13 protein-coding genes are annotated in these 13,039 nt (G+C 70.7%); 6 read left to right on the forward strand and 7 right to left on the reverse strand.

Annotation, left to right across the window (positions count from 1 at the left end):
- Positions 1–88: 88 nt before the first annotated feature.
- Together ACFXBC_RS30350 and ACFXBC_RS30355 are read right to left on the reverse strand one after the other, a co-directional pair.
- Complete coding sequence (locus ACFXBC_RS30350) at positions 89–1,666, reverse strand: M81 family metallopeptidase (protein WP_385031571.1); 1,578 nt, start codon at positions 1,664–1,666, stop codon at positions 89–91.
- 82 nt (positions 1,667–1,748) lie between these two features.
- Positions 1,749–2,894 carry an ROK family protein gene (locus ACFXBC_RS30355; RefSeq protein WP_385031574.1) on the reverse strand — a complete coding sequence of 382 codons (1,146 nt, stop codon included), beginning with the start codon at positions 2,892–2,894 and terminating at the stop codon, positions 1,749–1,751.
- A 339-nt stretch (positions 2,895–3,233) separates the two neighbouring features.
- Here ACFXBC_RS30355 and ACFXBC_RS30360 point away from each other — a divergent pair, with 339 nt between their 5' ends.
- The 4 genes from ACFXBC_RS30360 to ACFXBC_RS30375 are packed head-to-tail and all read left to right on the forward strand — an operon-like array spanning position 3,234 to position 8,994.
- On the forward strand, positions 3,234–5,084 hold the full coding sequence (locus ACFXBC_RS30360; protein WP_385031577.1) for a peptide ABC transporter substrate-binding protein: 1,851 nt from the start codon (positions 3,234–3,236) through the stop codon (positions 5,082–5,084).
- Positions 5,081–6,031, forward strand: coding sequence for an ABC transporter permease (locus ACFXBC_RS30365; protein WP_385031581.1), 951 nt, complete (start codon positions 5,081–5,083; stop codon positions 6,029–6,031). Before ACFXBC_RS30360 ends, ACFXBC_RS30365 begins: the two co-directional genes overlap by 4 nt.
- Positions 6,028–6,927 carry an ABC transporter permease gene (locus ACFXBC_RS30370; protein ID WP_385031584.1) on the forward strand — a complete coding sequence of 300 codons (900 nt, stop codon included), beginning with the start codon at positions 6,028–6,030 and terminating at the stop codon, positions 6,925–6,927. Before ACFXBC_RS30365 ends, ACFXBC_RS30370 begins: the two co-directional genes overlap by 4 nt.
- Positions 6,928–6,975: 48 nt before the next feature.
- A complete protein-coding gene (locus tag ACFXBC_RS30375; protein WP_385031587.1) occupies positions 6,976–8,994 on the forward strand; it encodes a dipeptide ABC transporter ATP-binding protein in 2,019 nt (672 codons plus the stop codon).
- A gap of 31 nt (positions 8,995–9,025) precedes the next feature.
- Here ACFXBC_RS30375 and ACFXBC_RS30380 read toward each other — a convergent pair whose 3' ends face one another.
- Entirely contained in the window at positions 9,026–9,697 is a 672-nt protein-coding gene (locus tag ACFXBC_RS30380) for an endonuclease V (RefSeq protein WP_385031590.1), read from the reverse strand.
- Between the two features lie 200 nt (positions 9,698–9,897).
- On the opposite strand from ACFXBC_RS30380, the gene ACFXBC_RS30385 reads away from it, so the two are divergent.
- Complete coding sequence (locus ACFXBC_RS30385; protein ID WP_385031593.1) at positions 9,898–10,449, forward strand: DoxX family protein; 552 nt, start codon at positions 9,898–9,900, stop codon at positions 10,447–10,449.
- Between the two features lie 382 nt (positions 10,450–10,831).
- Here ACFXBC_RS30385 and ACFXBC_RS30390 read toward each other — a convergent pair whose 3' ends face one another.
- The 3 genes from ACFXBC_RS30390 to ACFXBC_RS30400 all read right to left on the reverse strand — a co-directional run bounded on the left by ACFXBC_RS30390 (position 10,832) and on the right by ACFXBC_RS30400 (position 11,971).
- Positions 10,832–11,194, reverse strand: coding sequence for a DUF488 domain-containing protein (locus tag ACFXBC_RS30390; RefSeq protein WP_385031596.1), 363 nt, complete (start codon positions 11,192–11,194; stop codon positions 10,832–10,834).
- 199 nt (positions 11,195–11,393) lie between these two features.
- The gene (locus ACFXBC_RS30395; protein ID WP_385031599.1) at positions 11,394–11,651 is read right to left on the reverse strand and encodes a type B 50S ribosomal protein L31; all 258 of its coding nucleotides are present in this window, start codon (positions 11,649–11,651) and stop codon (positions 11,394–11,396) included.
- An 80-nt stretch (positions 11,652–11,731) separates the two neighbouring features.
- Positions 11,732–11,971: a DUF6296 family protein gene (locus ACFXBC_RS30400; protein WP_385031602.1), complete on the reverse strand. Its 240-nt coding sequence runs from the start codon at positions 11,969–11,971 to the stop codon at positions 11,732–11,734.
- A 275-nt stretch (positions 11,972–12,246) separates the two neighbouring features.
- Here ACFXBC_RS30400 and ACFXBC_RS30405 point away from each other — a divergent pair, with 275 nt between their 5' ends.
- Positions 12,247–12,438, forward strand: coding sequence for a DUF6381 family protein (locus ACFXBC_RS30405; RefSeq protein ID WP_385031604.1), 192 nt, complete (start codon positions 12,247–12,249; stop codon positions 12,436–12,438).
- A 37-nt stretch (positions 12,439–12,475) separates the two neighbouring features.
- Here ACFXBC_RS30405 and ACFXBC_RS30410 read toward each other — a convergent pair whose 3' ends face one another.
- The gene (locus tag ACFXBC_RS30410) at positions 12,476–12,877 is read right to left on the reverse strand and encodes a RidA family protein (RefSeq protein ID WP_385031607.1); all 402 of its coding nucleotides are present in this window, start codon (positions 12,875–12,877) and stop codon (positions 12,476–12,478) included.
- Positions 12,878–13,039 lie beyond the last annotated feature (162 nt).

A 13,039-nucleotide genomic window follows, 5' to 3' on the forward strand; every position in this document is an offset into this window, starting at 1 on the left:
TGCGGGGGCCCCGGGCCCGGGGGGGCGGGGGGGGGCCCCGCGGCCCGGGGCGGCCGGGGGGGGGGGGCGCACCGTCGTTCCCGGGCCGTCAGAGCAGTACGGGCTTCAGGTCCGGGCCGCCCTCGTTCTCGTACGCGTCCTCGTCGAAGGGGTACAGCGGGCGCTCCACCCGGTGGTGGCCGAGCCGGACCAGGTCCTGGTCGACGCCACCGGGGGTGAGGGCGAGCAGCCAGTCCGCCGCCATGTCGTGCAGTTCGGGCTCCAGGTAGCCGATCTTCACGACGACCAGGTCGAAGGTGCGCGGGTCGATCCCCAGACCGCCCTGCGCGGGTCCGGTGAAGTCGGCGACCGTGTGGAACGGCTTGCGCTGCCCGGTGACGACGACCGTGAGGCCGCCGACGGTGATCGCCGCCAGGTCGCAGCCTCGGTCGTACGCACCGCCCTCGGCCCGGTCCGCCTTGTCGGCCGCGCGCTGCAGGCCGGTCACCGTGCCGGTGATCTCGTACGGCCCGCCCTGGCTGGTGTCGACCTTGCCGCCGACGCCGAGGGTGACGGTGGCGCCGATCCCTGCCTCGAAGCAGGCGCGGACCGCGGCCGGGTCGGTGATGCCGGGGTGGACGGCGGTCACCCGGCCCGAGGCGATCTCCTCGTTCTCCAGGAGCTTGCCGAGCATGTACGCCAGGTCGCCCGCGCCGCCTGCCGTCGGGTTGTCCCCGGAGTCGCTGATCAGGAACGGCCGGCGGTCGGACGCCACCGCGGCGGCGATGCACTCCTCGGCGGTGCCGGTCGGGCCGACGAACTCGAAGTCGCGGCGCACGTCCCAGTACTGACGGGCCAGTGACTCTGCCTCGGCCGCGGCGAGCTCCGCGTCGTCACCGGTGACCACGATGGCGGCCTTGCAGCGGGGCTCGTCGGCCCAGGCGTACCCCACCCAGATCGCCGCGTCCACGATGCCGGGCTTCGCCTCGATACCGGCGAGACGCCCGTACAGCCCCTTGGCGGGTTCAAGACGGGTGCTGGTCTTCTCGCCGGGCAGCAGGACGGGCACCTGTACCCAGGCGCGGTGCGGGCGGCGGTCGGCCGCGGGCAGCAGCAGTCGCTCGACGAGTTTGCGGGCGGCGCGCTCCCGGGTGTCCCAGGCGTCCTCGTGCGGGGCGAGCCGGTGGGCGGTGAGCAGCTCGATGGGCTCGGCGAAGCGGCGCGATACGTTTCCGTGCAGGTCCATCGCCGCGGACATCATCGGCCGTCCCGACGCCGGGTCCTCCGGGGTGCCCACGGCGTTCAGCGCGGCGCGCACGGCCTCGGTGAGGTCTCCCTCCGCGTCGGTGAGGCCGATGACGCTCATCGCGCCGTGCAGGTCGTAGACCATGCCGTCGAGGGGGCCGGCCGACCGGATCCGGGTGACCAGTTCGTCCTTGAGCAGCAGATACGACGCGGCCTCGACGGGACCGCCGGGCAGCGCGGTGGCGTGCAGCAGCGGGACCCACTCGACGAGCGCGTCGAGGTCCGAGCCCGGCTGCGTCCAGGTGTAGCGGTCGAGGAGTTCCTGACCGCGGGTCTGGCGGAAGTCGTCGGCGGTGGAGCGGTGCGGGCAGAAGGTGGACGACTCGATGCCGATGCCGCCGATGGCGATGCGCAGACGGCGGGCGGGGGTGGCGGTGGTCATGTGGCGCTGCTCTCCGGGTTGCGGGTGGGGTGGTGGGAGGGGGACCGGCCGGGCGGCGGGCGGGGCGCGGCCGGGGGCACGGTCAGACCGCCTCGGCGTGCGGCACGGCGTCGCGCAGGGCGGTGATCCCCGCGCCCAGCAGGCCCGCGTCGCGGCTCGAGACGGTGGTGGTGATTTCGAGGCCGGCCGTGGCCATGGGCAGACAGCGCTCGTACAGGACCCCCCGGACGGCTGCCACCAGGGGCTCCGCCGACGCCAGTGCGCCGCCGAGTACCACAGCCTGCGGGTTGAAGAAGTTGACGACGACGCTCAGGACGGTCCCGATGTGCCGGCCCGCCGCCCGGACCAGGGTGGTCGCCTTCGGGTCCCCGTCGGTGACCAGCCGCAGCAGCTCCGCCGTGCCGGCCACCGGGGTGCCCCCGGCGGCGAGCTCGCGCAGTACGGCCGCGCCGCTGGCGACCGTCTCCAGGCAGCCGATGTTCCCGCAGCTGCACGGCCGGTCCTCCGCCGCGTCGACCCGGACATGGCTGATGTCGCCCGCGCAGCCGTTGGCCCCGCGGTGCGGGCGGCCCGCCGAGATCACTCCGCAGCCGATGCCGCGGCCCGCCTTGACGACCACGAGGTGCTGGAGGTCGGGGCGGGCCGACTGGTGCTCGCCCACGGCCATCAGCGTCGCGTCGTTGTCCACGACGACAGGCAGTCCGAGCCGGTCGGCGAGGACGTCACGGAGCGGGAAGTTGTGCCAGCCGGGCATCCGGGAGGGGGTGAGCACCCGGCCGGCCGGGACGTCGACCGGGCCGGGGAAGGCGATGCCGACGCTCCGTACGGTCCGGCCCGCCGCGCGCTGGCGGTCGGCGAGCGCGGTCAGCTGCTCCACCAGCCAGTCGGCGGCCTGGTCGGGACCGTCGGTGAGGTCATGGCTGTGGTCGGCGGCGTCGCGAATGGTGCCGTCCGCCGATACCGCGGCCAGTCTGCCGTGGTGCGAGCCGAGGTCGGCGGTCAGGGCCACACCGCCCTGCTGCGGGATGCGCAGCAGCCTGGGGCGCCGGCCGCCGCGGGACGCGCCCTCACCCGACTCGGTGAGGAGCCCGGCCGCCACCAGCTCCTGCACGCGGAGCGAGACGGTGGATGCGGCGAGCCCCAACTCCCTGACCAGATCGGCCCGTGAGGAGGCGGCGCCGGACGTGACCATGCGCAGAATCTGCTGGTTCGATGCGCTGTCCGTCATGGGGCTCCCCGATTTTTCTGGCTGATTGAAGCTACTTCTGGGCCGAGTTGCTTCTCAGTTGCTTCGGACTTGTTTCGGTCTTACTTCGGATTTTCAAAGCAAGTCCATGCTGTCTCGATGAAAGTTAGCGATCCCGGAGCACCTTTCGCCAGGGGTGGCGGGAAAGTTTCGGTGAATTGGCATCGCAATATGGGACATAAGGGATCAAAAACCTAAGCAAGGCTGCCCTAAGTCGTATATCTACCCTTGACTTAGTTTCGAAGGCCGTCCTAACTTTCAGACATTCTCCAGCCGATGTTCACATCGGCTCGCCTGCTGGAACCCGATGGAGGCCCACCCATGCGCCCAAGGCGCTCATCCGCGCGGCGTCGCGCGCTCGCCGCAGCGGTCACCGGGGCGGCGCTCGTCGTGGCCCTCACGGCCTGCTCGCAGGACGGCGGCAAGATCGACATGGGGCCCACCGGCGGTACACCCGTCAAGGGCGGCACCGCCACGATGGCCCTGCCGCCCGCCGCGACCCCCAACTGGATCTTCCCCATCGGGGCCCCGGGATACGGCGCCACGTACAACTTCGCCATCCAGTCGCTGCTCTTCATGCCGGTCTACGACGCGGTGAAGAAGGACGGCGCGCTCACCACCACCGGCCCCAACACCCTGGGCACGAAGCCCGTCTACAGCGACGGCAACAGGACTGTCACCGTGCCGCTCCGCAAGGACATCACCTGGTCCGACGGCAAGCCGGTGACAGCGCGCGACATCGAGTTCTGGTTCAACCTCGTCAAGGCCAACAAGGCCGAGTGGGGCAGCTACTCGGTCGGCACCATGCCGGACAACGTCAAGAGCTTCGAGACCGTCGACGCCCACACGGTCCGGCTGCACCTCAACCGCTCGTACAACCCCGACTGGTTCACCGCCAACCAGCTCACCCTGATGCGCGCCATTCCACAGGCCGCCTGGGACGCGGAGAAGGACGGCGGCCCCATCGGCGACTGGGACCGCAAGACCGCCGGAGCCAAGGCGGTCTTCGCCCGGCTGACCACCCACTCCAAGAGCCTCGGCGCCTACTCCAGGGACCCGCTCTGGAAGACCGTCAACGGGCCCTGGAAGATAGCCGAATGGCAGAACACCGGCCAGGTCACCCTCGTACGCAACCCGAAGTACACCGGTAACAACAAGGCGCATCTGGACAAGGTCGTCCTCAAGCCCTTCACCACCGCCGACTCCGAGTTCAACGTGCTGCGCTCCGGCGGCGTCGACTACGGCTACATACCCCCGTCGGTGCTCGCCCAGAAGAAGAAGTTCGAGAGCCGCGGCTACCGCGTCGACCCGTGGGAGGGCTGGGCGGCCACCTACATCGTCTACAACTTCAACTCCTCACACGGCGGGGCGGCCATGCGCCAGCTCTACATCCGCCAGGCGATGCAGCACCTCGTCGACCAGAAGTCGATGAGCAAGGTCATCTGGCAGGGCAGCGCCGACCCCACGCTCGGCCCGGTCCCGGTCACCCCGAAGACGCAGTACACCACCCCGGAGATGCAGAAGAACCAGTACCCGTACTCGGTGAAGGCGGCCCGTACGCTCCTCACCGACCACGGGTGGGCCGTCCGCGACGGCCAGGCCCGCTGCACCCGCCCCGGCACCGGCGCCGACCAGTGCGGAGCCGGCATCGCGAAGAACGCCCCGCTCAACCTGACGCTGCTCTCGCAGTCGGGCTCCACCGAGTCCACCAACATGATGCAGGAGCTGAAGTCCTCGCTGAGCAAGGCCGGCATCGACCTCAAGGTCCGCCAGCAGCCGCTCAACTCGGTACTCGGCAACTCCGTACCCTGCAAGGCGGGACAGCCGGGCTGCGACTGGGACATGTCGTTCTTCGGCACGGCAGGCAGCTGGTACTACCCGCTCAACCCCAGCGGCGAACAGCTCTTCTCGACCGGCGCATCAGCCAACTTCGGCAACTACTCGGACCCGAAGGCCGACAAGCTGATCCGCGCCGTCCAGTACTCCAGCGACCCGAACGCCGTTCACGCGTACGGCATGTACCTCTCCCAGCAGCTCCCCGTGATGTGGATGCCGAACCCCGCCTACCAGGTGTCGGTGATCCGCAACGACCTCCGGGGTGTCGACCAGAACCCGACCGTGACCCTCGCCCCGCAGGACTGGTACTACGTCAAGAAGGGGGCCGACCAGTGACCGGCTTTCTCCTCAAGCGCCTCCTCCAGGCGGTGGTCGTTCTCTTCCTGGTGTCGGTCATCGTCTTCGTCCTTCTGCACATGCTCCCCGGCGGACCGGCCCGCGCCATCCTCGGACCCAAGGGCACACCGCAGCAGATCGAGCACTTCAACCACGCCCAGGGGTACGACCGTTCGCTGCCCTTCCAGTACTTCGAGTACCTGAAGCGGCTGCTCACCGGTGACCTGGGAGTGTCGTACAAGCTCAACCAGCCCGTCTCCGACCTGCTCATGCAGCGGCTCCCCAAGACCCTGCTGCTGACGGCGCTCTCCACGGTCCTCGCGGTGATCATCGCGATCCCGCTCGGACTGCTCCAGGCCGTCCGCCGCGGGAAGATCACCGACTACCTGCTGACCGGGGCCGCCTTCCTCGCCTACGCGACGCCGGTCTTCTTCCTCGGACTGATCCTGATCATCGTCTTCTGCCAGACGATCCCGGTCTTCCCCTCGGAGGCACCGCAGGGCGAGTCCCTGGCCAGTATCTTCAGCGGCTTCTCCGGCATGGTGCTGCCCATCGTCACCATGGCGCTCGGCGTCATCGCGATGTTCAGCCGCTACATGCGCTCCGCCACGCTCGACAACCTCACCGAGGAGTACGTCCGTACGGCGATGGCCAAGGGCCAGTCCAGCCGCCGGATCCTCGCCAAGCACGTGATGCGCAACGCGCTCATCCCGCTCGCCACCCTCCTCGGCCTCTATCTGCCGACCCTGTTCAGCGGCGCGCTGGTCGTCGAGGCGATGTTCAACTACCCCGGTATGGGCCTGCTCTTCTGGAACGCCGCACAGGGCTCCGACTTCCCCGTACTGCTCGGAGTGACGCTGGTCGTGGGCGTCGCCACCGTGGTCGGATCGCTGCTCACCGACATCGTCTACGCCGTCCTCGACCCCCGGATCCGGAGCGTCTCATGAGCACCGCAGTCATAGCCCCCGGGCACGAGGACGCCGACCTCGCCACGCCTTCGCTGGCCCGCCGTACGCTGCAGGTCTTCACCGGCAACAAGCTCGCCCTCACCGGCGTGATCGTGCTCGTGCTGCTCTTCGCGTTCTGCTACATCGGCCCGCTGGTCCACTCCACCGACCAGGTCCACACCGACCTGGCACAGGCCAACCTGGCACCCGGCAGCCCCGGACACATCCTGGGCACCACCGACCTCGGCTACGACCTGCTCGGCCGGCTGATGCTGGCCGGCCAGTCCTCGCTGGAGGTCGGCCTCGCCGCCGGGCTGCTCGCCACTCTCTTCGGCACGCTCTGGGGCGCGGTCTCCGGGTACTTCGGCGGCTGGACCGACGCCGTGATGATGCGTGTCACGGACGCCGCGCTCGCCATCCCGGCGATGTTCCTGCTGGTGGTGGTCGCCGCGATCATCACGCCCAGCAAGAGCGTGCTCATCGTGATCATCGCGGCGGTGGCCTGGCTCTCCCCGGCCCGTCTGGTCCGCGGTGAGGCGCTCTCGCTGCGCGACCGCGAGTACGTCCAGGCGATGCGGATGATGGGCGGCGGCGGAGCCCGCGCCGTGTTCCGGCACATCGTGCCCAACGCCATCGGCACTGTCATCGTCAACTGCACTTTCCAGATCGCCGACGCCATCCTCTACGTCAGCTATCTGGCGTTCCTCGGCCTCAGCATCCCGCCGCCCGCCACCGACTGGGGGTCGATGCTCTCCTCGGGCATCACCTACACCCAGAACGGCTACTGGTGGCTGATCTTCCCGCCGGGCATCGCCATCGTGCTCGTCGTCGGCGCGTTCAACTTCGTGGGCGACGGCCTCCGGGACGCCTTCGAAGTACGGCTCCAGAAGAAGTAGCCACACCCCCGCCTGCTTTCCTGCCTGCACTGCCCGGAGGACACTCCCATGACCGAGCCGCTGCTGCGGATCGACGATCTGCATGTCGACATAGCGTCCCGCAACCGCACCGTCCACGCCCTCGACGGCGTCAGCCTGGATCTCGCCCCCGGCGAGGCCCTCGGCGTGGTCGGCGAGTCCGGCTGCGGCAAGACGATGACCGCGCTCAGCGTCCTCGGGCTGCTCCCGCCCGGCGGCGCCGTCTCATCGGGGCGGGTCCTCTTCGACGGACACGACCTCGCGTCGGCCGGTGAACCCGTGCTGCGCGACGTCCGGGGCAACACCATCGGGATGGTCTTCCAGGACCCGCTGACCTCCCTCAACCCCACCATGACCATCGGCGCGCAGGTCGCGGAACCCCTGCTGCTGCACCGGGACATCAGCAAGCAGGAGGCCTGGGCACGGGCCGAGGAGATGCTCGGTCTGGTCGGTATGCCCCAGCCGTCCGAGCGGATGAAGAACTACCCGCACCAGCTCTCCGGCGGTATGCGCCAGCGCGTCGCCATCGCCATGGCACTCGTCTGCGAACCCAAGCTCCTCATCGCCGACGAGCCGACCACGGCGCTCGACGTCACCACCCAGCACCAGATCCTGGAACTCATCGACGGGCTGCGCTCCCGCCTCGGCATGGCGATGATCCTGGTCACCCACGACCTCGGCGTCATCGCCAACCGGGTCGACCGGGTCGCCGTGATGTACGCGGGCAAGGTCGCCGAGACCTCCGGCGTACGGGACCTGTTCGCCCGCCCCAGGCACCGCTACACCCAGGCGCTCTTCGCCGCGCTCCCCGAGAAGGCCGTCGAGGGCGAGACCGAACTGCGCACCATCCCCGGGCTGCCGCCGAACCTCGCCACCGCCCAGCAGGGCTGCCGGTTCGCCGCGCGCTGCGCCTTCGCCACCGACGTCTGCCGCGCCGATGAGCCGCAGCTGACCGGGGACGACCACAGGTTCGCCTGCTTCCACCCCGTACCGGAGGAGGGTGAGCCGGGCCTCGTGGAGGCCCGCCCCGCCGGACAGGAGACCGCATCGGTCGTCCCGGACGGCGCCACCCTCCTCGAAGTCGTGGACCTGCGCAAGGACTTCCCGCTCACCGGCGGCCCGTTCTCCCGCAAGCGCGGCACGGTCAGCGCCGTCGGCGGGGTCTCGCTGACGGTCCGCAAGGGCGAGACCTTCGGCATGGTCGGTGAGTCCGGCTGCGGCAAGACCACCATCGGCCGCATGATCGCCGGTCTTGAGGACCCCACGGCGGGGTCGATCGTCTTCGAGGGCCAGGACCTGGCCACCATGGACCGGGGCCAGCGCCGCGCCCACCGCCGCCGGATCCAGCTGATGTTCCAGGACTCCGCCGCCGCCATGGACCCGCGGATGCGGATCGGCACCATCCTGCGCGAACCGCTCGTCATCCAGGGCGTCGGGGACCGGGCCGAACAGGACCGGATCGTCGCCGGGCTCCTCGACGCGGTCGGGCTGCCGCGCGGCGCCGTCGACCGCTACCCGCACGAGTTCTCCGGCGGCCAGCGCCAGCGGCTCGGCCTGGCCCGCGCGCTGACGCTCTCTCCCGACCTGATCGTCGCGGATGAACCGGTCTCCGCGCTCGACGTCTCCGTCCAGGCCCAGATCCTCAACCTGATGCGCGAACTCCAGCGCGACCGCGAGCTGACGTACCTCTTCATCTCGCACGATCTCGCCGTGGTCCGCTACCTGGCCGACACGGTCGGCGTGATGTACCTCGGCAAGCTGGTCGAGTCGGGCCCGGCCGAACAGGTGTACGCGAACCCCCTCCACCCGTACACCCGCGGCCTCCTCGACACGGTCAACGTCCCGGACCCCGAGACCGCCGGATCCGGGCGCGCGCCGCTCGGCGGCGAGACGCCGTCCGCAGCGAACCCGCCGTCGGGCTGCCGGTTCCGCACCCGCTGCCCGATCGCCAAGGACATCTGCGCCGAGACGGAACCGGCAGCCAGCACCCCGGACGGCGCCGACCACCAGGTGGCCTGCCACTTCCCGCTGGTGCGGGCGGCGGCCTGACCGGGCCGGAGCACCGCGCGGGGCGGCGCCGTTACGCGACCGCCTCGCGCAGCGCCCTCCGGCAGAGCGCGTCGGCTCGCCGGGTGGACTCCGGCAGCCGGTAGTCGGGGGAGAGCCGCAGGGTCTGGGCGCAGGCGTTGTCGAGGGAGACCCGGTGCCCCACGGAGACGAAGACCGGCTTGATCCCGTCCTGGGTGCGCAGCGCCCGGCCCACCTCCGCGCCGTCGTCGGCGAGCAGCGGCGTCTGCGCACCGCGCCGGGCGCCCGGCTGCTCGTACGAGAAGGTGAAGGGATTCTTCGCCACCCCGATCACCGGCAGCCCCGTCAGCACCCCGAGATGGCTGGCGAGGCCGAACCGCCGTGGATGCGCGAGCCCGTACCCGTCGCATACGACAAGACCGGGACCGGCGGTGAGCGCTTCGAGGGCTGCCAGGACGGTCGGGATCTCGCGGAACGCGAGCAGCCCCGGCACATACGGGAAGGTCACCCGGCCCACCGCCGTGGCCTCGTCGACCACGGCCAGCGTCACGGCGTCCAGCACCACGGCGGCGGCCGCGACCACGTCCCGCTCGTCGTCGTACGCCACATCGACACCTGTGATCAGCCCGGTTCCCGGGGCGGGGCCCGGCTCGTCCAGCACCACCCGGGCGCGGAGTTCGTCCTGGACCTCGCGGGCTGCCGTCTCGTCGGCCGGTGTCTCCATGGGCCTCACCCTACGAGGGCCGCCCCGGGCCGTCCGAAGCCCGCTGTGACCTGCGACGTCACCCGAATGGAGCAACCCCGGTGCGAGCGGTCCGTACCGGGCGAGGAGAGTGGATACGTACGCCCGCCGCCGGGACCGCCGCCACGGCCCCGTGGGCGGTCGGCACAGCTGATCCGCTGCCACAGATCTGGAGATCTCCGATGACCTGCATCAACCGGCACGACCTCGGACTGCTCGCCCTGCGGGCCGGCACCGGGGCGGTGCTCGTCGCCCATGGTTCGCAGAAGCTGTTCGGCTGGTTCGGCGGCGGCGGGCTCGCGGGTACCGCGGCGGGGATGGAGCACATGGGATTCCTGCCCGGGCACCGGAACGCGGTCGCCGCGGGCCTCGGCGAGGCGGGCGGCGGGGCGATGCTCGCGCTCGGCCTGGGTACGCCCGTGGCCGGCGCCGCCGTGGCGGGCACCATGGCAGGAGCGGTCGCCGTGCACGCGCCCGCCGGTTTCTTCGCCCAGTCCGGCGGATACGAGTACCCGGCGTTCCTGGGCTTCACCGCCGCCGCCATCGGCGTCGCGGGAGCGGGGCGCTACTCCCTCGACCACGCCACAGGACGCCGCTTCGACCGGCCCTGGATGCTGGCCCTGGCCTTCGCCGGAAGCGCCCTGGCGAGCGCCGCTGTGGTCAGCAAGCGGAACAAGGCACAGGCCGCCAGGGCGAAGGCCGAGGCGGACGAGGTGCCGGGCGCCGGGGCGTAACGGCCGCGCGATCCGGGCGGGGCGGCAGCTGGGGGAGGGGCGGCCGTCGCGCCCCGGTCGGCGCGACCGGCGGGGAGACGCGGCCCCTACGCGCCCGCCCCGGGGCCCGAAAGGGTGCGGATGCCCGCGAGGATGCACTGCACCCCGAAGGCGAAGTTCGGGTCACGGATCTGCGCAGCGGTCATGGTCGCGGGCGACGGCGAGAGGAGCCCTACCGGCGGACGTGCACGTCGGAGAGGTGGTCATGGCCGCGCACCATCGACTGCAGGAGGCGGAGCTGGGGTGACGGCACGTCAATTCCCTCTCAGGGCAGCCGGACTCGCATCACCTTGCCGTCTTCTGGCCCTTCCCACCGGAGACAGGCACTCGCGGTGGACAGCCCTCAGGTCCGCAACAGATCGGCGAGGACCGTGGCCTGGCTGATGTCCGCGCGTTTGGTCGCCGTCAGAAGCGTCAGCTTCCGCTTCCTCGCGAGGTCACGCAGATGGGTCAGGGCTTCGGCGCGTCCGGTGTCCTCCAGCTCGCTCCGGTAGCGGCGGCCGAACTCCTCGAACCGCTCGGGGTCGTGGCCGTACCACTTGCGCAGGTCGGTGGAGGGGGCCACGGCCTTGCACCACTCGTCCAGGTCCGCCTTCTCCTTGGAGAGGCCCCGCGGCCAGATGCCGTCGACCAGGACCCGTGCGCCGTCCCCTGACGACGGGTCCTCGTACACCCGTCGTACCTCCACCTTCGGTCGTGCCGCCATGGGCGCCGCCTCCTGACGATCTCCCGGGGCATCCCCTAAGGGCTGTCCCGCAATCCCTGGCGGGCGCACGACGACAGCTACGGCACCTCGCCGCGTTGTCGGAACGCCCGAATACATCCAGTATGCGGACGCCCCTCCGCCTTGCGATGCACCGCATCTGACGCCGCGCGCCGATCCACCAGGGGTTACGGGACAGCCCTTAGTCCGGCTGCCCGCCTTCGCCGTACCGCTTCTCGAATTTGGCGACCTGGCCCTCGGAGTCGACCACCCGCGCCTTCCCTGTGTAGAACGGGTGGCTCTCCGCGGAGATCTCCACATCGATCACCGGGTACGTCTGCCCGTCGTCCCAGGCGATGGTCTGGTCGCTCCCCGCCGTGGACCTGGTGAGAAACGCGTATCCGGCGGAGCGGTCGCGGAAGACGACCGGCCCGTACGAGGGGTGCTTGTCCTCTTTCATCTACTGCTCCTTGCCGATGGTTCACGGTTCACGTGTGCACGCGGGCGGGTGCCGAGAGCGCGCGGGGCCCGGCAGCGGCCTCAGGTTCGGTGCGGGTGGACCTCCAGCGGAGCCGCATGCGCCTGATGGCCTCCCGACGCCAGCATGCGCACCTCGCCGCCCCGGCTGATCTCCGCGCGTACGATGCCCGTCCCGTCGGCGTAGACCGGGGAGCCGCCCGCGCCCGTCATCGTGGTGCGCCGGACGAGGACGGTGTCGCTTCCTTCGCCGGGTGTGCTGAACACGAGCTCATAGCTTTCCGGAAATTCAGAAGTGTTCATGGTTGGCTCACGCTTCCCGGTTGAGCTGCGCCTTTGCGAGTACGCCCCCGTACGTGCACCGGCACGCCGACCGGAACCCCGTACCCACCACCATGCAGGGTTCCGCCTCCCCGCGCATGCTGAGCTGCACGGGGAGTGCGGGATCGCTCTTCTCCCGTACGGTCTGTGAAGTGTGTGACCACCTGGGATGCGGGGCGAACCGGTACCTGGTTCGCTGAGGGGGAGCCCTTCCAGATCTCCCTTCCAGGACTCCCTTCGAGACACCAGGAGCTGTGATGAGCGGTGCGGACGAGAGCGGCGGCCGGGTCCGGCAGATGCGCGCCAAGGCGAAGGACCTGAAGGAAGCGGCCGAGCGCAGCACTGACCCCGAGGAGCGGCGCCGGCTCAACGAGAAGGCCAGCAGGCTGGACCGGCAGAGCGAGCAGGAGAGCAGCATGGCGGCCGGGGACATCTACCCGTCCGAGTGACCCCGGTACGGCAGGGCGAACCGGGGCACCCGGCGTGTTATCCCACGAGCGCCAACGCCTCTATCTCCAGCACCAGTTCGGGCCGGAACAATGCCACGACCTGGACCGCGGTGCAGGCGGGCTGACGCGTGGCGTCGATGTACTCGTCGCGTACGGAGCGGACAGCGGAGAGATGGGCGACATCGGTGACGTAGAAGGTGAACTTGATGACGTCGTCGAACGTCGCGCCCGCGGCCGTCAGACAGCGGCGCAGGTTCTCGAACACCTGCCGTGCCTGCGCGGCGGGGTCGTCCGCCCCGACGACCTCGCCCCGGCTGTCGAGCGCCACCTGCCCGGAGAGTGCGACCAGCCTGCCGGAGCCGGTCACCACATGGGTGTAGCCCTTACCCGGCGCGACGCCTTCCGGAGCGGCTATGTGGGTGAGATGTGATTCGTTCATGCCTGGAATCCTCACCGGAATAGGCCGACCCCACCAGCGCTTATCCCGCAGTGGGGGGGGGGGGGGGCGGGGGGGGGGGGCCCCCCCCGGGGCGGCAGACGCGCGCGGGCGGCGCGGGGGCGCGCGGTGTCGGGGAGCGGTGTCGAGTCGGGGAGGGGGTGA

Origin of the sequence: Streptomyces sp. NPDC059398, from assembly GCF_042751845.1 — a bacterium.
Classification (GTDB): Bacteria; Actinomycetota; Actinomycetes; order Streptomycetales; family Streptomycetaceae; genus Streptomyces.

Bases quoted from the DNA above. Each gene is read 5' to 3' on its own strand.
- ACFXBC_RS30405 (WP_385031604.1), top strand. From the start codon at position 12,247: ATGAGCGGTGCGGACGAGAGCGGCGGCCGGGTCCGGCAGATGCGCGCC.
- ACFXBC_RS30375 (WP_385031587.1), top strand. From the start codon at position 6,976: ATGACCGAGCCGCTGCTGCGGATCGACGATCTGCATGTCGACATAGCG.
- ACFXBC_RS30350 (WP_385031571.1), bottom strand. From the start codon at position 1,666: ATGACCACCGCCACCCCCGCCCGCCGTCTGCGCATCGCCATCGGCGGC.
- ACFXBC_RS30395 (WP_385031599.1), bottom strand. From the start codon at position 11,651: ATGAAAGAGGACAAGCACCCCTCGTACGGGCCGGTCGTCTTCCGCGAC.
- ACFXBC_RS30370 (WP_385031584.1), top strand. From the start codon at position 6,028: ATGAGCACCGCAGTCATAGCCCCCGGGCACGAGGACGCCGACCTCGCC.
- ACFXBC_RS30400 (WP_385031602.1), bottom strand. From the start codon at position 11,971: ATGAACACTTCTGAATTTCCGGAAAGCTATGAGCTCGTGTTCAGCACA.
- ACFXBC_RS30410 (WP_385031607.1), bottom strand. From the start codon at position 12,877: ATGAACGAATCACATCTCACCCACATAGCCGCTCCGGAAGGCGTCGCG.
- ACFXBC_RS30355 (WP_385031574.1), bottom strand. From the start codon at position 2,894: ATGACGGACAGCGCATCGAACCAGCAGATTCTGCGCATGGTCACGTCC.
- ACFXBC_RS30385 (WP_385031593.1), top strand. From the start codon at position 9,898: ATGACCTGCATCAACCGGCACGACCTCGGACTGCTCGCCCTGCGGGCC.
- ACFXBC_RS30390 (WP_385031596.1), bottom strand. From the start codon at position 11,194: ATGGCGGCACGACCGAAGGTGGAGGTACGACGGGTGTACGAGGACCCG.
- ACFXBC_RS30380 (WP_385031590.1), bottom strand. From the start codon at position 9,697: ATGGAGACACCGGCCGACGAGACGGCAGCCCGCGAGGTCCAGGACGAA.
- ACFXBC_RS30360 (WP_385031577.1), top strand. From the start codon at position 3,234: ATGCGCCCAAGGCGCTCATCCGCGCGGCGTCGCGCGCTCGCCGCAGCG.